General features: G+C 48.8%; 18 protein-coding genes. 10 read left to right on the top strand and 8 right to left on the bottom strand.

The window, feature by feature from the left end; all coding sequences use genetic code 11:
* The first annotated feature begins 2 nt into the window (after positions 1–2).
* The 7 genes from purM to C7E00_RS13790 all read left to right on the top strand — a co-directional run bounded on the left by purM (position 3) and on the right by C7E00_RS13790 (position 9,170).
* Complete coding sequence (gene purM / locus C7E00_RS13820) at positions 3–1,046, top strand: phosphoribosylformylglycinamidine cyclo-ligase (RefSeq protein ID WP_105304808.1); 1,044 nt, start codon at positions 3–5, stop codon at positions 1,044–1,046.
* A gap of 1 nt (position 1,047) precedes the next feature.
* A complete protein-coding gene (gene purN / locus C7E00_RS13815; RefSeq protein WP_105304807.1) occupies positions 1,048–1,659 on the top strand; it encodes a phosphoribosylglycinamide formyltransferase in 612 nt (203 codons plus the stop codon).
* Positions 1,652–2,362 carry an IMP cyclohydrolase gene (locus tag C7E00_RS13810; RefSeq protein ID WP_105304806.1) on the top strand — a complete coding sequence of 237 codons (711 nt, stop codon included), beginning with the start codon at positions 1,652–1,654 and terminating at the stop codon, positions 2,360–2,362. Before purN ends, C7E00_RS13810 begins: the two co-directional genes overlap by 8 nt.
* A 1-nt stretch (position 2,363) precedes the next feature.
* Positions 2,364–3,542 (top strand): phosphoribosylaminoimidazolecarboxamide formyltransferase, encoded by a 1,179-nt coding sequence (locus C7E00_RS13805; protein WP_105304805.1) that lies wholly within the window; start codon positions 2,364–2,366, stop codon positions 3,540–3,542.
* A 14-nt stretch (positions 3,543–3,556) separates the two neighbouring features.
* On the top strand, positions 3,557–4,840 hold the full coding sequence (gene purD, locus C7E00_RS13800) for a phosphoribosylamine--glycine ligase (RefSeq protein ID WP_105304804.1): 1,284 nt from the start codon (positions 3,557–3,559) through the stop codon (positions 4,838–4,840).
* The gene (locus C7E00_RS13795) at positions 4,837–8,565 is read left to right on the top strand and encodes a phosphoribosylformylglycinamidine synthase (protein ID WP_105304803.1); all 3,729 of its coding nucleotides are present in this window, start codon (positions 4,837–4,839) and stop codon (positions 8,563–8,565) included. The genes purD and C7E00_RS13795 overlap by 4 nt, the downstream gene beginning before the upstream one ends.
* A gap of 140 nt (positions 8,566–8,705) precedes the next feature.
* Positions 8,706–9,170, top strand: coding sequence for a hypothetical protein (locus tag C7E00_RS13790; RefSeq protein WP_105304802.1), 465 nt, complete (start codon positions 8,706–8,708; stop codon positions 9,168–9,170).
* Between the two features lie 194 nt (positions 9,171–9,364).
* Here the strand turns inward: C7E00_RS13790 and C7E00_RS13785 are convergent, their stop codons facing one another.
* The 7 genes from C7E00_RS13785 to C7E00_RS13750 all read right to left on the bottom strand — a co-directional run bounded on the left by C7E00_RS13785 (position 9,365) and on the right by C7E00_RS13750 (position 16,308).
* Positions 9,365–10,666, bottom strand: a complete 1,302-nt coding sequence (locus C7E00_RS13785; RefSeq protein ID WP_105302472.1) for an IS3 family transposase — start codon at positions 10,664–10,666, stop codon at positions 9,365–9,367.
* Between the two features lie 20 nt (positions 10,667–10,686).
* Positions 10,687–11,127, bottom strand: a complete 441-nt coding sequence (locus C7E00_RS13780; protein ID WP_105302473.1) for a hypothetical protein — start codon at positions 11,125–11,127, stop codon at positions 10,687–10,689.
* Positions 11,128–11,140: 13 nt separating this feature from the next.
* The gene (locus C7E00_RS13775) at positions 11,141–13,075 is read right to left on the bottom strand and encodes an IS3 family transposase (protein WP_105302474.1); all 1,935 of its coding nucleotides are present in this window, start codon (positions 13,073–13,075) and stop codon (positions 11,141–11,143) included.
* Between the two features lie 130 nt (positions 13,076–13,205).
* Entirely contained in the window at positions 13,206–13,856 is a 651-nt protein-coding gene (locus C7E00_RS13770; protein WP_105304801.1) for a hypothetical protein, read from the bottom strand.
* Positions 13,847–14,491 (bottom strand): ATP-binding cassette domain-containing protein, encoded by a 645-nt coding sequence (locus tag C7E00_RS13765; RefSeq protein ID WP_105304800.1) that lies wholly within the window; start codon positions 14,489–14,491, stop codon positions 13,847–13,849. The genes C7E00_RS13770 and C7E00_RS13765 overlap by 10 nt, the downstream gene beginning before the upstream one ends.
* 582 nt (positions 14,492–15,073) lie before the next feature.
* On the bottom strand, positions 15,074–15,874 hold the full coding sequence (locus C7E00_RS13755; RefSeq protein ID WP_105304798.1) for a hypothetical protein: 801 nt from the start codon (positions 15,872–15,874) through the stop codon (positions 15,074–15,076).
* Positions 15,875–15,912: 38 nt separating this feature from the next.
* Entirely contained in the window at positions 15,913–16,308 is a 396-nt protein-coding gene (locus C7E00_RS13750) for a hypothetical protein (RefSeq protein ID WP_135358238.1), read from the bottom strand.
* Between the two features lie 289 nt (positions 16,309–16,597).
* Here C7E00_RS13750 and C7E00_RS16800 point away from each other — a divergent pair, with 289 nt between their 5' ends.
* The 3 genes from C7E00_RS16800 to C7E00_RS13735 all read left to right on the top strand — a co-directional run bounded on the left by C7E00_RS16800 (position 16,598) and on the right by C7E00_RS13735 (position 19,077).
* Complete coding sequence (locus tag C7E00_RS16800) at positions 16,598–17,140, top strand: accessory gene regulator B family protein (protein ID WP_105304796.1); 543 nt, start codon at positions 16,598–16,600, stop codon at positions 17,138–17,140.
* Positions 17,141–17,155: 15 nt separating this feature from the next.
* Positions 17,156–17,833, top strand: coding sequence for a response regulator transcription factor (locus C7E00_RS16795; RefSeq protein ID WP_420808623.1), 678 nt, complete (start codon positions 17,156–17,158; stop codon positions 17,831–17,833).
* A gap of 65 nt (positions 17,834–17,898) precedes the next feature.
* Entirely contained in the window at positions 17,899–19,077 is a 1,179-nt protein-coding gene (locus C7E00_RS13735) for a sensor histidine kinase (protein ID WP_167836612.1), read from the top strand.
* A 13-nt stretch (positions 19,078–19,090) separates the two neighbouring features.
* On the opposite strand, the gene C7E00_RS13730 is transcribed toward C7E00_RS13735, so the two are convergent.
* On the bottom strand, positions 19,091–20,083 hold the full coding sequence (locus C7E00_RS13730) for an aldo/keto reductase (protein ID WP_105304793.1): 993 nt from the start codon (positions 20,081–20,083) through the stop codon (positions 19,091–19,093).
* Positions 20,084–20,176 lie beyond the last annotated feature (93 nt).

Below are 20,176 nucleotides of genomic sequence, written 5' to 3'. Positions count from 1 at the left end.
CCATGACCGAGAAGAGCTACAGTACCAGCTACAAGGAAGCGGGCGTCGATGTGACAGCCGGCTACAAGTCCGTGCAGCTGATGAAACAGGATGTCGCAAGAACTGCGATCCCGGGATGCCTGGATGGCATTGGCGGATTCGGAGGTCTGTTTGAGCTGAACCTGGAAGAATATCATCATCCGGTTCTCGTTTCCGGAACCGATGGCGTCGGCACGAAGCTGAAGCTGGCATTCCTGATGGACAGGCATGATACGATCGGCATCGACTGCGTGGCGATGTGCGTGAATGATGTCATATGCTGCGGGGCGAAGCCGCTGGTGTTCCTGGATTATATTGCCTGCGGAAAGAATGTGCCAAAGAAGATTGCGGCAATTGTAAGAGGAGTATCCGATGGCTGCGTACAGGCTGGCTGTGCACTGGTCGGCGGTGAGACGGCAGAACATCCGGGGCTGATGCCAGAAGATGAATATGACGTAGCCGGGTTCTCGGTCGGAGCGGTCGAGAAGGAAGCAATTCTGGATCAGAATACGATTCGGGCTGGCAATGTGATCGTCGGAATTTCTTCTTCGGGAGTTCATTCCAACGGTTTCTCGCTGGTGCGCAAGGTGTTCGATATCGATCATGCGGATCTGAACGGATACGCAGATGTCCTCGGAAAAGGACTTGGAGAGACGTTATTGACGCCGACGAGGATCTATGTGAAGCCGATCCTCTCGCTGCTGAAGCAGGTGAAGGTGAAATCGATTGCGCATATCACGGGCGGGGGCTTCTATGAGAATATGCCGCGTTCGTTCCCGAAGCAGTTCAATGCGGTGATTCAGAAAGGATCCTGGAACATTCCTCCGATCTTTCCGCTCATTCAGGAGAAGGGCAATATCTCGGAACATGATATGTACAACACGTTCAACATGGGTATCGGCATGAGCGTGATTGTATCGCCGGAAGATGCAGAAGAGACCGTGAAGATTCTGAATGAGGCTGGTGAACACGCCCAGATCATCGGCTATCTCGAAGCAGGCGACCATTCTGTCGTATTCGGAGAATAAGATGATCCGGATTGCAGTGATGGTTTCCGGTGGCGGAACGAATCTGCAGGCATTGCTTGATGCCGAAGCGGCTGGAAAGATTCCGGCCGGGAAGATTGTTCTGACCGTGGCGAGCCGGGGCGATGCGTATGCCCTGAAGCGGGCCGAAGCAGCTGGCGTGAAGACGAAAGTGATTTCCCGGAAGAGCTTTGCAAGTACAGAGGATTTTGATCAGGCCGTCCTTGCATGCATGAAAGAGAATCAGATTGAGCTGATTGTGCTGGCCGGGTATCTCAGCATGGTCGGGAAGCCGCTCATTGATGCCTATCCGAAACGGATTCTGAATATTCATCCGTCGCTGATTCCTTCGTTCTGCGGCAAGGGCTTCTATGGCCTGAAGGTTCATGAAGCAGCCCTGGCAAGAGGCGTAAAGGTGACGGGTGCTACCGTGCATTATGTCAATGAGATCACCGATGGCGGCGAGATTCTGCTGCAGAAGCCGGTGAACGTATTGCCTGGCGATACGCCGGAAGTGCTGCAGCAAAGAGTGATGGAAGAGGCAGAATGGCAGATTCTGCCGGAAGCAGTGAAGATGGTCAGCGAAGAGCTGGAGAAGGAGAAAAATCATGGCTGAAGATCTGTTTTCTTATCTCAGGGGAATTGATTATCCGGGCAGAGGCATCGTCATCGGGCGTACCCCTTGCGGAAAGCGCATGCGCATCGGATATTTCATCATGGGCAGAAGCTCGAACAGCCGCAACCGCGTGTTCGTGACGGATGATGACGGGATCCGGACCCAGGCGTTTGATCCTTCGAAGATGGAAGATCCGAGCCTGATCATCTATGCCCCGGTAAGAGTATTCCGGGATCAGACGATCGTGACCAATGGCGATCAGACCGATACGATCTATCAGGCCCTCGAAGAAGGAAAGACCTTCGAAGATGCTTTATTCACGAGAACATTTGAACCAGATGGACCGAACTATACACCGCGCATTTCCGCCCTCGTCAAGGGCAGTTCCTACCGGATGTCGATCCTGAAGAGCGATGAAGGAAATCCTGCATCGACGCTGCGTCAGTTCTTCGATTATTCCGAAGAGCAGCCTGGCTTCGGACGCATCATTCATACGTATGCGCATAATGGCAGTCCGATTCCTTCGTTTAGAGGAGAGCCAGTCCGCTGGGAGATGGTGCATGAACCGTTTGATCAGTTCAGCCAGCATCTCTGGGAAGCATTGAATCCGGATAACAAGGTCAGTCTCTTCACGCGTCAGATTACGATTGAAACAGGGGAGACAGAGACGAAGATCTTCAACAGGAATGAGGAGGAGAAGTAAGATGGCAAACGAGATTCAGCTGAAGTACGGGTGCAACCCGAATCAGAAACCTGCCCGCATCTTCATGGCTGATGGCAGTGATCTGCCGGTGAAAGTACTGAACGGGAAACCTGGCTATATCAACTTTCTGGATGCGCTGAACAGCTGGCAGCTGGTCAGAGAACTCAAGCAGGCGACTGGCATGCCGGCAGCTGCTTCCTTCAAGCATGTCAGCCCGGCTGGTGCAGCCATCGGTCTGCCGCTTTCTGAAGTGGAGCGGAAAATTTATTTTGCAGAAGATCTGGACGTTTCGCCGCTTGCCTGTGCGTATATCCGGGCAAGAGGAGCAGACCGCATGAGCTCCTACGGAGACTTTGCGGCACTTTCGGATCCGTGTGACAAGGAAACGGCTCTGGCCTTACAGCATGAGGTTTCAGACGGTATCATTGCACCAGGCTATTCGGATGAAGCCCTGGAGATTCTTTCTCATAAGAAGAAGGGAAACTATAACGTCATCCAGATTGATCCTTCCTACGTTCCTGAACCGATCGAGCGCAAGCAGGTATTCGGCATCACGTTCGAGCAGGGCAGAAATGAAGTGGTCTTAGACAATTCGATCTTCGGCAATATCGTCACAAAGAACAAGAATCTGCCAGAAGATGCGAAGCGGGATCTGCTCATCTCGATGATTGCCCTGAAGTATACGCAGTCCAACAGCGTCGCATATGCCTATCATGGCCAGGTGATCGGAGTCGGGGCTGGTCAGCAGAGCAGAGTTCATTGTGTGAGATTAGCCGGTGACAAGGCTGATCACTGGTTCCTGCGGCAGGCACCGCAGGTGCTGAATCTGCCATGGAAGGAAGAAATCCGCAGACCGGATCGGGATAATGCGATCGATGTGTATATCGGCAGCGAGCAGGAAGATGTGCTGAGAGATGGCGTCTGGCAGTATTACTGGACAGAGAAGCCGGCTGTCTTCACTGCCGAAGAGAAACGGGCATGGCTGAATGCGCAGAGCGGGGTATCGCTGGGCAGCGATGCATTCTTCCCGTTCGGGGATAATATTGAGCGGGCGCATAAGAGCGGTGTCACGTATGTCGCAGAACCAGGCGGTTCCATCCGGGATGACAATGTCATTGAAGCGGCTGACCGCTATGGCATGGTCATGGCATTCACCGGCATCCGTCTGTTCCATCATTGATTGAGGGAAGGACAATGAAGGTACTGGTAATCGGAGGCGGAGGCCGTGAACATGCGGTGATCCGCAAGCTGAAGGAAAATCCTTCGATTGAGAAACTCTTCTGTGCCCCTGGCAATGGCGGCATCGCAGATCTTGCCGAGTGCGTGAATCTCAAGGCTGATGATGTCAGAGGAATCACTGAATTCGCAGTTCAGAACCATGTTGATTTTGTCTGTGTGACGCCGGATGATCCGCTGGCCCTCGGCATGGTGGATGCGCTGGAAGCAGCAGGAATCAAGGCATTCGGTCCGGTTCAGAAAGCGGCTGAGATTGAAGCATCCAAAGTATTTGCCAAAGGACTCATGAAGAAGTACGGCATTCCGACGGCAGCGTATGAAGTGTTCTCGGATCCGGAAGCAGCGCTTGCCTATCTGAAGGAACAGAATACGTATCCGGCAGTGCTGAAGGCTGATGGTCTCGCACTGGGCAAAGGTGTTCTGATCGCACAGAATGCCCAAGAAGCGGAAGCGGCTGTGAAAGAGCTTATGGTCGATAAAGCATTCGGAGCAGCTGGCAATGAGATTGTAATCGAAGAATTCCTGGAAGGACCGGAAGTATCGGTGCTGGCCTTCACGGATGGAAAAGTCATGCGGCCGATGGTTTCTTCGATGGATCATAAGCGGGCTGATGACAATGATCAGGGTCTGAATACCGGCGGCATGGGCACGATTGCGCCGTCTCCGTTCTATACGAAGGAGATCGCGGATCGCTGCATGAACGAGATCTTCCTGCCGACCATGCATGCGATGAATGCGGAGGGAAGGACGTTCCGCGGGGTATTGTACTTCGGGCTGATGTTAACGAAAGATGGTCCGAAGGTCATCGAATACAACAGCCGGTTCGGAGATCCCGAGACTCAGGTCGTGCTTCCGTTATTGAAGAGCGATCTGCTTGAGATCATGCTGGCATGTGAGAATGAGACACTGGGAAATCTGGAGATCGAATGGTCGGATCAGTGTGCGGCGTGCATCATGGAAGCTTCGGGCGGATATCCGCTGAGCTATCGGAAGGGCTATCTGATCCACGGGCTCGATGAGCATGGCCAGCATCCGGGCGTCTATGTCTATCATTCCGGAACCGTGAAGAAAGAAGATGGCTATCATACCAATGGCGGCCGGGTGCTCGGCATCGAGGCCGAAGCTCCGACGCTCGAAGAGGCACTGCAGAAGGCTTATGAAGCGGTGAGCGATATCTCGTTTGAAGGAGAGCATCACCGGACTGATATCGGAAAGAAGGCACTGGAAGGGAGATACAGATGACGGTATATCGCTGCTTTGTAGAAAAGAAACCTCCGTTTGCGGTAGAAGCAGAAGGCGTGCTCCGCAATCTTCAGACTGTGATCCGCAATGGCGATGTCTGCGGCGTGCGCATTCTGAATCGCTATGATCTCGAGTCGATCGAAGAAGCGGATTACCGGCAGGCAGAACGCACGATTCTTTCAGAGCCTCAGGTCGATGTGCTCTATGAAGAGACTGCTCCAGAGCCTGCTGCAGACGAATGGGTGCTGGCCGTGGAATATCTGCCTGGCCAATTCGATCAGCGCGCCGACAGCGCTTCGCAGTGCATTCAGTTAAGCACGTGCAAAGGCAGACCGGAAGTACGTACTGCCCGGGTTTATTACATCCAGGGCAGTCTTTCTGAAGAAGACAGAGAAAAAATCCGTGAGACCCTGATCAACCCGGTTGAGGCAAGAGAAGCTTCGCTTGCAAAGCCAGAGACGATCCGCAGAACCTATCCGGAGCCGCCGGCACCGGAGGTGCTGCATGGCTTCACGGAAATGAATGAAGCAGATCGGCAGAAGTTCCATGATGAGAAGGGACTGGCCATGGATCTCGCGGACCTGGAGTTTCTGCAGGACTATTTCCGGAATGAAGAGAAGCGTGATCCGACCATCACCGAAGTACGGGTCATTGATACGTACTGGTCCGATCACTGCCGTCACACAACGTTCAATACGATTCTGAAAGACGTGAAGATCGAACCGGACTATATCCGCAAGACTTATGAAGACTATCTCGAATTAAGAGAAAAGGTATATGCCGGAAGAACCGCGAAGCCGATCACGCTCATGGATCTTGCGACCATCGGCGCCAAGGCGCTGAAGCAGAGCGGGAAGCTGAAGGATCTCGATGAATCCGAAGAGATCAATGCCTGTTCCGTGAAGATTCATGTCGATGTCGATGGCAGAGATGAGCCATGGCTTCTGATGTTCAAGAATGAGACACATAATCATCCGACTGAGATCGAACCATTCGGCGGAGCAGCAACCTGCCTTGGCGGAGCGATCCGCGATCCGCTGTCCGGCCGTTCGTATGTCTATCAGGCAATGCGCATCACCGGTGCAGCCGATCCGCTTGTGCCGATTGAGGATACCCTGAAGGGCAAGCTTCCGCAGCGCAAGCTGACGGTCACAGCTGCTCAGGGCTACAGTTCCTACGGCAACCAGATCGGACTGGCGACTGGTCATGTTCATGAGATCTATCATCCGGACTATGTGGCCAAGCGCATGGAGATTGGTGCGGTCATCGGCGCGGCTCCGGAAGAGAATGTGGTCAGAGAACGTCCGCAGCCTGGCGATGTCGTGATTCTGCTCGGCGGAAGAACCGGAAGAGATGGATGCGGCGGTGCAACCGGTTCTTCGAAGTCGCATACGATGGAATCGCTCGAAACCTGCGGAGCGGAAGTCCAGAAGGGAAACGCACCGGAAGAGCGCAAGCTGCAGAGACTGTTCCGCAATCCGGAAGCGACCCGCCTGATCAAGCGCTGCAATGATTTCGGAGCCGGCGGGGTCAGTGTCGCGATCGGCGAACTGGCTCCTGGTCTGCATATTGATCTTGGCAAGGTTCCGAAGAAGTATGAAGGCCTCGATGGCACGGAACTTGCAATCTCCGAGTCTCAGGAGCGCATGGCCGTCGTGACCTCGGCTGCAGATGCAGAACAGTTCCGGAAGCTAGCAGATGCAGAGAACCTGGAGTCCACGGTTGTGGCTGAGGTAACAGAAGATCCGCGTCTGGTCATGGAATTGAATGGCAGTACGATCGTGAATCTTTCCAGAGCATTCCTGGATACCAATGGCGCCAAGCGCTATGCCGATGCAGAGATCGATATGCCGGAAAGAGCATCTGATGATGGAAGAGACCGCCCGTTTGCAGAACATATGAAGAAGCTTGTCAGCGATCTCAACGTATGTTCTGAAAAGGGATTAGCGGAACGCTTTGATTCCACGATCGGGGCCGGAACGGTGCTGATGCCGTATGGCGGCAGAAGACAGCTGACGCCAGAGCAGGCAATGGCCTGCAAGCTTCCGGTTCTGAACGGGACGACGAATACGGCTTCTCTGATGGGCTGGGGCTTTGATCCGTATGTTTCTGCGGCTTCTCCGTATAAGGGGGCAGAAGAAGCAGTCATCACCTCAGTTGCCAAAGTGCTGGCAGCCGGCGGCAGTATGGATCATTGCTGGCTGACGTTCCAGGAATTCTTCGGTCATACCAGTTCAGATCCGAAGCGCTGGGGCAGACCGATGTCGGCACTGCTTGGTGCGCTGAAGGCACAGATGGAGCTTGGCATTGCGGCAATCGGCGGCAAGGATTCGATGTCCGGAACCTTCGAGCATATTGATGTTCCGCCTACTCTGGTCAGCTTTGCGGTCAGCACTGCAGATGCGGGCCGTGTGATCTCGGATGAGTTCAAGCGGGCTGGCCATCAGGTATGGCTGGTGCAGCCGGATTATGATGAGAATGATCTTCCAGAGTTCGGAAATGTCAGAAAAGTCTTCACGGAGGTCGAGCAGATCGTAAGATCCGGAGACGCATTATCTGTCTGGGCATGCGAGCGCGGCGGCATGGCTGAGGGCTTATTCAAGATGGGCCTCGGCAACCGGATCGGCGTGAAGATTTCTGATTCGGTATCGGAAGACGAGCTGTTTTCCAAGCATGCCGGCGCGTTCCTGATCGAAACTTCCGAAGAAGCGAACATGCCCAGTGACGCAAGACTGATTGCGGCAACCACGGAGGCGTATGAGTTCTCATTCCATGGCGAGACCCTTGATATGGAAGAACTGCAGAAGCTCTGGGAAGAGAAGCTGCAGCCGGTATTCCCGTATCTTTCACCGAGTGATGATACTGCTGTGCAGGCAGTTTCCTATCAGGCAGAAAAGCCGATGCACGCAAGCTATACGTGCGAGCATCCGCATGTGCTGATTCCGGTATTCCCGGGAACGAACTGCGAATGGGATACCGCCAGAGCATTTGAGAAATATGGTGCTGATCCGGAAATCTTCGTGATCCGCAACCGTACGCCGGAAGAGATCGAAGACAGCGTGGACCGCTTTGCGGCATCCATCGCAAAGAGTCAGATCATTGCCTTGCCGGGTGGTTTCTCCGGCGGTGATGAACCGGATGGATCCGGCAAGTTCATCACCTCCTTCTTCCGCAATCCGAAGATCCGCAAAGAAGTCACGAAGCTTCTCGATGAACGGGAAGGACTGATGTGCGGCATCTGCAATGGCTTCCAGGCATTGGTGAAGCTTGGTCTTGTGCCGTATGGAAAGATCATGGACATGGATGCGGACTGCCCGACTCTGACCTTCAATTCCATCGGCCGACATCAGTCCATGCTGGTGAGAACGAGAGTGGCTTCCAATAAGTCTCCGTGGCTCAGATATGCGAAGGTCGGAGAAATTTCCACCGTCGCAATCAGTCATGGCGAAGGCCGCTTCGCAGCAGAAGAAGCAGTGCTGAAGCAGATGATCGAGAATGGTCAGATTGCCGAACAGTATGTAGATCTCAATGGCAATCCGACGGAGAATATCCGCTTCAACCCGAATCATTCGGTCATGGCAATTGAGGGCATCACCTCTCCGGATGGAAGAATCTTCGGCAAGATGGGACATTCGGAACGCAGCGGGGATAATCTGTACCGCAACATTCCGGATCTGAAGTTCCAGGACATGATTTTCAGAGGAGCAGTGGATTACTTCCGCTGAGTCCTTACAGAGGCTGTCAGGAAACCCGATAAGGACCTGATAGCTTTTTCTTTTTCCACAGGGATTCCTGATCCCTTCCGGAAACATTCCGCCTTGCCCAGCTAAGATGGCAATGCTTCAGGAAAGAGAGTGCAGACACCATGAAGAGAACGGCATTGATCGGTTCCATCCTGGCTGCTGGCGCAATTGCGTCTGTGTCTGCAGTCCCGGCTTTCGCAGCATCAGATCCGGAAGATGATACGAGCACCTGCAGCTATGCGGAAGGTGAAGGTGCTTATGAAGCACGCATGGCAGAATCCTATCCGTGGTCTGAGGAAGCAGTTGATTCAGAAGCTGGAGATTCCGGCTATCATATCGGTACAGCTTCCGCAGAAGCTCGTCAGAATATCTTTGCAGAGATGCCAGCGGGAGATGATCTGACGGATGAAGAACTGAAGGAATTCTTCTCTGCAGCAGGCATCGGAGAAGGTGCTGCAGGATGCTATGATGAGACGCTGAAGTCTGGTTATGGCTATTCCATCGGACAGCCACCTATGCAAGCACAGCAGAATAACAGAGAAAAGGGACAGTGTAAAGTGGCCCCGTTGTCAAGGACAGTTTTCTGACAGTTCGGGTTTCTGAGGGTCACATGCATTGATCAAGACGGAAGACAGCTGAATCATAGCTGTCTTCTTTCTGTATTCAGCAGGTTTCAGAGAGATGTTTCCGGATCATCAGTGCTCGGATGATTCATTCTGCGCATGACGAAAACATCTTCTGGCCAGGGGAAGTAAGCTGCTCTATTCTTTCTGTGCCTGTATCAGTAAAGAGCGTCCATTTCTGTGACGTAGTCAAATGGCGGTGTGTTCTTCCATTCCTGCGGATTCTCAAGCTTCTTCTTCAGTTCTTCATCTGCTGTTTCGTAAGCTTTTCCTGCTGCTCTCACTCGCTCCAGAAGTGCTTCCAGTTCTCTGATTTCCTCATTGGAGTCTTCAATGAGCGTATTCAGTTTCTGAATTTCTTTCTTCAGCTTCTTCTGATCTGTCGCAATGATGTGCATCGGAAGGAGCTTCTTTTCTGCTTCCTTCTTCTTCTGAACGTTTTCTTCCCGCTTCTTCTTCAGATAGTTCAGATGATCCTCTACCAGGCTTTCAACCGGCCTCATCCGATCTCCTGCGATACCGTAGTAGTTATCTAATGGATAGACTCCTGTAGTCTTGTACTGATAGAACTCCGCAGGAGTAAGACCGGCAAGATCATACTGATAAGCTTTCTCATTGTAGTGGTGCATATAGCCTGCAATCAGATCTCTGACTGTCTGATAGTCCGGACACATCTCGATCAGCTTCAGAAGCTGGCACTTCATTCTTCCGAAGAAGGATTCCATCGGTGCGTTGTCCTGGCTGTTCCCTCGCCTGGACATGGACTGCACGAAGCCGTCATCTTCGAGCAGCTTCTGAAAGGTAACGGACAGGTACTGACTCCCCTGATCGGAATGAATCAGAGCGTCCGGATGATTCAGTTCGCTGCGATGCTGGTCCATCATACGGTGATAGGCTTCTGTAACCAGAGAGACATCCATATGCCTGCTTACTGCTGATCCCAGGATTTCCCTCGTGAATCCATCCTTGAACGCACACAGATAGCAGAGCTCGCGATTACTTCCATAGTAGAGATAGGTAATGTCTGTCAGGATCACTTTCCGCGGGCTGTCACCGAAGTCACGATCGACATAGTTCTGCTTGGCATCACATGGATGGAAATGAGTTGCCTGTCCCTTATAGGCATCTTTATGAGGGACATATGCGGTAATGCGCATTTCTTTCATCAGTCTGGTGATCCGTTTTCTGCTCACCCTGAGATCGTAATCACGCCACAGGTAAGTACGGAAGGTCCGCGCTCCGGGAATTCCGCAGTGCTTATGGATGATTGAGATCATCTTCTCCTTGATCTCCCGGTCTTCTTTCTGCGTTTTCGTTTCCACAGGATTCTCAAATCGTTTCTTCCAGCTGTAATAGCCGCTGGAACTGCAGCCGAAGATCCGGAACAGATCTGATGCCGAGAACTGATGAACATGTCCTGCTGGCTGAGTCTCCTGCTTCTGAAGAGTGTAATACACCATTCTGAACTTCTGATGGTTCTTCAGTTCGGATTCGATGATGTATTCGTCTCCGCCAATAGTTCGTGTACTTTTTTTTCCAGTTCGAGCAGTGCTTCCAGATAAGCTGTCCGTGCTTTGTAATAAGCGGCTTCTTCCTCCGGCGTCAGATCTCCCATCTCATCACGGGGAATACTCCCGTCAAATCTGGAAGGATCAACGAACGATCCGTCTTTCTCCATCTCTCTGGCACGCTTGGCAGCACTGTTTGCACGATCAGTACCCAGTTCCTTTACCGGGAAGCCGAGTGATTCATAAGCTTCCACTCCCGTCATTCCTTTGTTCATCTGCTGACACATCCTGATATAGAACTCCGTCTTGTAGATCAGATTCGTTCCGTGAATGTCCTTCACGTATTCGTTCTTCTCTGCAATTTCCTGAATGGCACTGCGTTTCTCGTAATACTTCGTTTTCTTCTTACCCATCTCTATTACCTCTCTATGATTCCGATGGTATCACAGCACCAAGATCTGCAGCGTGCTTCCGTGCCTTTTCTGCAGACCTGGCCATCATGCGGTCATACTTTGCCTGTTCCCTGGAAAGGTATTCCTGGTATTCCTGCTCAGAAAGATTGTTCAGATAGACGGCAAAGTCCATCGGTGTCTTTCTGCCGCGGTTCCATTGCGGCCGTTCAAAGTTGTAATAGTCAATGTAGTCATTGATTTTCTGCCGGATCTCAGACGTATCATGGGCATCGGAGAAGTCAGCTTCATCTTTCATATGCCCGAAGAAGGATTCCATGGATGCGTTATCCCAGCAGTTTCCACGCCGTGACATGGACTGAACGAATCCCATCTTCTTCAGCTTCTTCTGAAACGCATCGGAAAGATACAGTGCCCCCTGATCGGAATGAAATACCATTCCTGTCGAACAGACGGTATTCTGATCCTGATCTTTCATGATTCCGCTCAGCATCTCATCAGTAAGGTTCAGATCCTGTGTATCGCTTACTGCAGAAGACAGAATCAGGCCGGAAACACTGTCTTTGATCGGAGAGTAATAGGAAGTATTTCCCCGGCAGTCTTTGATATAGGTGACATCTGTCATGACCTGTTCATAAGGTTTCCCAAGACGAAATCTGCGCTTCAGCACATTCTCTTTCCGGTTCCTCTGAAGCAGTTCTCTGGCTGCCTGCCTGGATTTCTTCGGTGCTCTGACCGTACACAGCAGTCCGGCCTTTCTCATCAGCCTCTGAACTTTCTTGCGGTTCATGACCGTCTTCTGCAGCTTCGGCATCATCATGGTCACCATGCGGGTTCCTTTCGGATATCCGCGGTATTCAATCACTTTCCTGATCCGTTCAATGTCTTTCTCATCCTGACGCTGTTTTCCGTTGGAAACATAGTATCTCAGACGATAGAAGCGAGAGTGGCTGAAGCCGAGGATTCTGCACGCACCGCTGATCGAGAATCCTCTGACGTAAGGGAAGGCTTTCACCTGATCATGAATGAGATCACACACTTTCCGGAGAGTCTCAGGAGAAGTAATACGAAGGCTTTCTCTTAGCTCACTCATTTTTCTCTCTTCCATCTTCTCCATCAGCTCGCACAGTTTCTTCGCGGTGCTGAGATCCAGAGCGGCAAGATGAACCTTTCTGTTAACACGATCCGGCTTCCAGTGCAGAAGCTTATATCGAATCCGCATCAGTTCTCCCGCGCTGAGCAAGTCTGCAGGAATCTCAAATACCTGCATTACATCCAGAATCGGAAGGTCTCTGATCAGATAAGCACATTCATAGAATTCTGATCGGAGGGAAAGTTTTTTCCGGGTGACTGTTCTGACCCAGGAACAGCTCTTCAGTTCAGAAATCACTTCATCGGAACGGAAAAATTTACCCGTAACAGGTAATTTTCCTTCCAGAAGGAGTTTAAGCCTATGGATTCTCTGATAACCGATCCGGTTCGGATCAATGCCGTGCTCCTTCAGAAGCGTTCTAAGGTCAGTGCCAGGATATCTCCTTATCGCTTCTTTAACGAACGCATCTGAAAAAGAGATGCCGCCACGAGCTCTGACGAATACTCCGGTGTCAATGAGCAGCTGGATTTCTTCTTCTGAAAGCTTCGGCGCAGAAACAGAAATCGAAGGCCCATTTCCATTGGTGGGGTGACCATGTTTTCTGAAATTCTCAGTCAGTTTCTTAATCACTTGGTTCCCTATCATTTTCGTGGAGATTCCATTGTTCTCCAGGAACTTGCGGATCTCGTGATGAGAGACATACCAGTCATACATCCGGCATCTGAACTCATAGGTGAATGCGATGTGATTCGTCCGGATGAATTTCACATTCGGATTAGCCTGGAGAATCTGGATTTCCTCTGGAGAGAAGAATACATAATCAGTTTTAGGATTGCGTTTTCTGGATTTTCTGCCCATAAAAATGGCCCCTGCAGGAGGACCTCAGCACTGTCAGAGTGCTGTCCTTTCTACAGGGACCACTTTAGTGCAGTCCCTTTTAACATGCATTTAATCTAATCAATGGATTGATAAACCTGCGAGCATGAATTCAGGAAGCGGAGAGAATCTGTTCTGCTCGCTGAAGCATAACAGATCTTGCATGCATATATCCTGAAAGCGTATCGGCAAAAGAATCTCCAGCCTGAAAATCTTCAGATACGGTGATGACTGCGGAAGGAGAGACCATTGCCTGCGTATCTTCTTTCAGGGTTTGTGTTGTCGTAATGATTTCCGGAATGATGCCGAATTCGTCTCCGGAGATCCGATACAGATTTCCGTATTCCGTCAGATCAGCGAGATAAGTACTACCGATCTGCATCGGAACATAAAGCCCTTCTGAATAATTTATCCCATAGGAATAGCTGTAGGATTCTTTGATTTGAATATTGGATCCTTCCTGAACCCTACCGCTGTATGCCTTTACTACTTCAGCACTTGTGACGACCGCTTCTCCATACTGATGCTTTTCCAGCGCACGGATCAGAACGATCGTTCCGTTTGTAAAAGTATCTGAATCCTCTCCCTGATTTTCCTCGAAAGACAGGATCGCTCCTATCGGACTCAGATAGGTTTCGTGAAAGTCCTCAAGTTCGTCTTGTGAAACGTGTGGAAACTTTCCACGGAAGAAGAAGCCAGCTCCGATTGCGATAGCTAGACAGAGAAGCAGGCAGAAAATGGTTCGCAGTCTGCTCAGCCGCATTTCACTAACCTCCTCTCTTCAATCGTGCATATTTCATCACAGAGTGCATGTAATTCGTCTTTGTCGTGATCAATCATGACAAGGATTTTTCCATTCTCCCGCTCGTGGGCGATAACCTGTGCAAGCAGATGCTTCGTCTTTTGATCCAGACTGCTGGTAACTTCGTCCAGAAGAATCACATCCGGATCTTCCATGAAGGCTTGTATCAGCATCAGCTTCTGCTTCATGCCAAGTGAATAAGCCCCAGCTTTCTTATTCCGGTCTTCATAGAGACTGAAGAAGTGGAACCATTTCAGAATCTCATTTTCTTTAGCAATACCACGGAACGAAGCTAGATAACGGACATTTGCAAGACCGCTGAGATCATTGAGCAGTTCTGGCTTCTCTATGGAAACTCCGAAGCAAAACTGATCAATGGTTTCAGCAGATACTTCTTTTCCGTTATATTCCGTTTTCCCGGAATCTGGCCGCATCAAGCCGCACATGCATTTCATCAGTACGGATTTGCCGGATCCGTTCGGAGCATTCAGTCCGTAAACTTTTCCACCCTCGAGATTCCAGCTGACATGGTCCAGAATTGTGATTCCATGGAAGCTTTTTGAAACAGACTGAACTTGCAGCGTTCTATTCATCATTCCACCTCCGGTTTATAGCAAACAAGAAATACGCGATCAGCACAATGATCCATTGAACGATCCTGACAGAACTCATTTCCAGAAAGGTAACAGAACCCCGGAAGATCCAGTTATTGCAGGCATAAAGAATGATCTGAATCGCCGCTGAAAGATACGATGCGCGTGCAAAACCAGCATAAGGAATCAGAATCAGTCGGGTTCCGCTTATAAACAGAAGGCAACGTGCACAGTATTCCAGAAAGGAGATCACCTCAGAAGAAGTATGCTCACTCAGAAAAGCGGGAAGTACCGAAAACAGCATAAGAAATTCTGCGAGAATCAGCAGTTCACCCGAAAACTGTATCTGCTTTCTTATGTTCGCACTGACTCGTGTGCAGACTCCCTGCAGATGAGTGATTCTCCTTTCTTCAGCGCATGCGGCAAGATACAGAAAGGGACATACCATCTGGAATCCGTATATCTGATATTGTCCCAGGAAGATACTTTCCATGTCTTCTGCGTTGCAGTATACGAACATAACCAGAAAGACGAGCATGCATGCATACAGATAAATCCGGTATCTTCTGATCTGATGCAGGAGGATTATTCCCATATCTGGTCCTTTCCTGTAATTATCCGAATCAGAATGAACAGAAGCAGAGCCCAGAAGATCGGGGCTGAAAATCCAATCATCATCTGCATCTTAATTGGCAGATAAGTCAGAACAGAGGGCTTCAAGACACAGAAGGCATTATAATCGATCAGAATTCCGAACCCGCGTGGAAGAACTGCAAGGAGTATGGAACTGATCATCATAACTGCATATGGGCTGAAGAATACCGCAATGCGGTTACGCATCAGACAGCTTGTAATAAACCCGATCAAACCGAATACTGCGCCATACATACTGCTGAGCAGAAAGTACATCAGCAGATAAAGAATGGGCATACTTTCATAGAAACTCTGAAGCAGGGCGCCAGAAGAGTTCAGATACATTGATACTCCCATCGGCATGGAAGGATCTGCAATCTTTCCGATGAGGATACAGAAGAACAAGCAGCAGAGGTGATAATAGAGAATTCCGGCAAAAGAGGAGATCGCTGCAGACTTTGCAAGCTTCATAACAAATGATCTTCGCTTTACTCGTGTGAAAATGGAATTGCGAACTGGATAGTATGTATTAAATTGCTTGCCGCAGATCAGTGCGGCAAGCAGTGGGATCAGCCAGGCGAGCAGATTCTCGATCAGAGATCCTTGGAAGAGCGTTGTCATCGGAAGAAGATCAAATACGCCGAGATTCGCTGTTCCTTTCATCTGGTACATGCAGACAATTTCTGTCAGCAATGCGGTGAAAGTCAGGAAAACAAGTTTGTCTGAAAGAACAATAGTCTGCTTAAGTTTCATAGAATTATACCTGGATCCCCTTGAGGACATATGTTCTTTCAATAGACCATCACTCCGTTGATGTAATAATGACTCCAGTTTTTCTTTGCACTCTTGAAGTAGACTTTATGGAGGAATCGAGTGGTTTTATGATCTGAATAAGTGACGTAGGTTTTTACTCCATTCTCAGTTGCAATACCATAGTTTGTGATTTGATTTTCATTGGTATCTACAGCCCAGTAATTGACCTGATCTTGTACATCTCCATTAGGATTTAATGTCACATAAATTCTTGTTCCGTCAGAGGTGTCGTCAATCCAATATTCTGCAAGTTTCTGCGAAGCTGGGATTTTGAAGTTTATGATGTTAGTGGTTCTGTCTAAAGCATTGACATTTACAAGAAAACCGATGGCAACGAGGAAGCATGATGTGAGAAGGACGATTACTTTTTTCATGATTTGCTGGCCTCCTTTATTGGCCATATTTTAAAATCTTCAAGAAATTTTTCGTTGAAAGGAGGGGTGAAAGGCGGTTTAAACCAACCATGGTTGGAATGAGTCATTCCTGAAACTCCTACGAGTAAACAGCATAATGGATCCCTTTCTTTATTAGTATCATGAGTTGTTTTCCCTTTTTCGTCTAATAAACCGGGATATTTGGCTGCAATAACGTGATATTTGGAAGGCGTAGAAAAACGCGGTAGGATATATTAGTGTCGTGTATTCTTTTGTGTCGGTGATTGGAATGTATTTTTGTGAGCGATCCTCGCTTACTGGAAATGCAAAAATGCTTTATTACTACGGAATTATCTGCCTGCTATGTGACTTGTGTGATTTTGTCCCAGTTGGCATTCTTTCGGCCTTCGTATTTTCAAATGCTCATAAATGCTTGCTATACATAGTGTTGTTATCTCTATTAAGACACTACTGTGGAGGCTATCATGCTAAAACTCTTGAGGGATGCATGGTTTTGTATACTGCTGTCTATTGTTTTTATTCGGTATTCTCAAGCATTCATATGTCAGATACAATCATATTGATCTTTGTGCTTGTAAATGTTGTGATAGGAATATCTGCCGGCCTATTTGCTCTGGAAAGAAAGAGCATTTCAGAAAGGACTGCCTGTCAAAATTTCTATAAGGCGAAATCGTTAATTATCTTTTTGGGCTTGCTTTCCGTGGCGTGTTCTTTATCTGAATTTCGCCAAATGTCTGAACTCTCAAGAGCTATTGTCACAATACTTACTATCAATTCAATTTCTATGTTTTGTGGGGGGGAGGGAGTGTAGCCATTTGCTGTTACCATTATTGATGATGATTCTGATTCCCAGAAGATTTCTGAACTGATCAGTGATCTGGATGATTCAGGGAAATTCGTCCCGAAGATCTGCAGGGATCCTGTTTCGTTTCAGGTTTCTGATTTCTCTGATCTCTATATTATCGATATTGATATTCCGGATAGAAGCGGATTTGAAATTGCGCGAGAGATCAATCAGATTGCTCCGAATTCTCGGGTGATCTTCTGCTCGAATCATGAGGATTTAGTGTTTCGATCGTTTTCACTGAACGTATTCTTTTTTATCAGGAAGGCAAATCTGAAGGATGATCTTGCAGAAGGGCTGAAGAAGTTTCTGAAGGTTTCTGAGAATAATTCACTGATGGTGGATTCTTCTGTTGAATCTGTACGGGTTCCTTACAGCAGAATTACCTGTCTGGTCGTATATGGAAACCAGGTTGTGATCCGCTGCAGAGATCGTGCAGAATATATGATCCGTAATACATTGAAAAATGTGGAATCTACTCTTCCTGCGGAATTGTTTTCGTTTGCCTCAAGCTCTGTGATCGTTAATGTTTCTCAGATCGAGAAAATTTCAGGAAGCACAATCTATATGAAAGATGGTTCTCATTTTGAATCTAGCCGCAGGAAACTCGGAACATTGAAATCTCGTTATTCGGAATATCGACTGAACTGTATTCTATGATCGTAAATTTGATTGAATCAGTTGAATATGCATGCTTTTATACCGTCCTGTGCAGGAAGAATAAATTGCTGGCATTCTTATTCTGCTTTGTGGCAAGCTCTGTATTTATTGAAGTGATCAACGCTTTTAGCGTGACAGCAGGTTATTATTCTGCGGTGAACTACCTGATCGGGTTTATCACGCTCTCGATCGGAGAATTAAGAAATTCACTGCAGAAGATTTCATGTTCCCTGATGCCGGAATTGATTACTGCTGCAGTCAATTCCTTTTTGACGGTTGCGGTTTCCTTTCTGTTTTACGGGGCAATTGATTATGCTTCGCTCTTTGAAAATCAGTATGTTCTGATGATCATTCTGACAAAGGTTTTCCAGATTCTGCTGCTGTATCTAACCGCAAGGATCATTCTCGGAAATGAACTGGAAATTCCGGTATTTGATGAAATCCTGATCATTGCCTCGATCCTGCTTTGCAAGGCTGCTATCGATTCGCTGGAGTTTCTGCTGTATCTGGATCACTATGATTCATTTCACCTCGGTATTGCGATTCTCTGCGTCGTTGGATTTATTGTGGTTCTCGGGTTTACCGGGAAAGACGTTTCCGACAAAACAAAAGAAATCATGCATGCAGATTCCGAAAGACAGGCGATGAGCTATCGGATGGACCTGATGAAAGAAAACATCGCTTCTCAGCAGGAACTTTCTCGGATGAGACACGATGTTCAGCATCTTCTGAACTTAGTAAGGACTGGAAGTACTGCTGCAGTAAAAGTGGAGGCAGAGAATCTTCAGAATGAGCTGAATCAGAACGTGTTTATTCCGGTAGAAACCATCAGTGCTCCGGTGAATCAGATCCTGAATATTGAACGGCAGAAAGCGATGACAAAGGGAATTCATGTCGTTTACCATCTCAGCATCATCCGTGAGCCGCTTCTTTCAGAAGATGAAATATACATGCTTCTCACAAATCTTCTGGACAATGCAATCGACCATATCGGATCAGGAAAAGAGATCCTGGTTTCGATTTCTTCTGATGAAGAAGAATTTGCAATTTCTGTCCGTAATTCCATCGATGGTAAAATTCTGGATTCTTCCGGGCAGATGCCTGCTTCGAAACGGCCTGGTCATGGATATGGAATGATGACTGTCCGCAATGTGGTTAATCGGCATCATGGATATCTATCAATGTCTGATGAAGAAGGTTATTTCACGATCCGGATTCTGCTGAGCGGAAAGGTTCAGATCTGAAAGATTTACTGCTTCATTTATCTAGTTCTTTTACCTGGACAGGTTTAGCGGTTTCACTGAGTAACTGCAAGTCTTCTTGTTTGAGAGACAGATTCAGGCAGGATACAGTATCCAGAATGGTTTCCGGATGACGGCATCCGATCAGAAGACTGAGATTGTCGTACTGATTGAGTGTCCATGCCTCAAAGAGATTGGCATAAGAACAATTGTACTTTCTGGTTAATGGAGTCCAGACTTCGTCATACAGGTTCTGCAGGTTCTTCTGATATGGCTCTGTATTCCATGGCAGTCTTGCCCGGATATCTCCTGGCTGATAGGTTCTGATTAAATGTTCCGGTCCGGTCAGATAGCCTTCTTCCAGAGCGCCATAGACCTGGAAGGTTGTGTGATGTTTCGTGCAGGCAGGGAAATAGGCTTCGCCATGAAAAGGAGCTAAGAGACTGTATTGTTCCTGAACGAGAGCGGGATTGCCTGAAGCAGCGTAGGCATCGAGGTCATCCGGCTGGCTGTTGGAGATGCCATATGCCCGGATCTTTCCTTCCTGGATCAGTTCTTCTAATGCAGAGACGGTCTCTGCAGCAGGCCAGGAAGAATTGACATAGTGGACAACCAGGAGATCGATGTAGTCGGTATGCATTCTCTGCAGGGATTCTTCAACGTCTTTATGAATGGCTTCTCTGCCGGTATTATTGTTTACTGTATAGCCGTCTCTTGCGTATTTGAAGGTTCCATCTCCTTTGCGCCAGTTGAGGGAACATTTGGTCTGCAGCAGGAATTTGTCCCTTCTTCCTGCCAGAGCTTTGCCAAGGAGTTCTTCGCTTCTGCCCATCCCATAGACCGGGGCGGTATCGATATAGTTGATGCCGCAGTCTGCTCCAGCACTGAGCAGATCGTCTGCAGAGCTGATATCTGTGTCTCCCCATACGCTGCCGCCCCCTAGTCCCCAGGTGCCGAGGGCGATGATGGAGGCATTCAGATCGGTGTTTCCAAGTGTTCTGTATTTCATGGCCGGCTCCTTTTTTCAAGAATGATAGCTTCAGAAGAAACAGAAAGCAACATAATGCAATCATCAGAATCTTTCCTAGCTGATGATCTTTTT

This window comes from Anaerolactibacter massiliensis (genome assembly GCF_900290205.1).
Classification (GTDB): domain Bacteria; phylum Bacillota_I; class Bacilli_A; order Erysipelotrichales; family Erysipelotrichaceae; genus Bulleidia; species Bulleidia intestinalis.
This window is presented reverse-complemented; position numbering and strand designations above follow the sequence as displayed.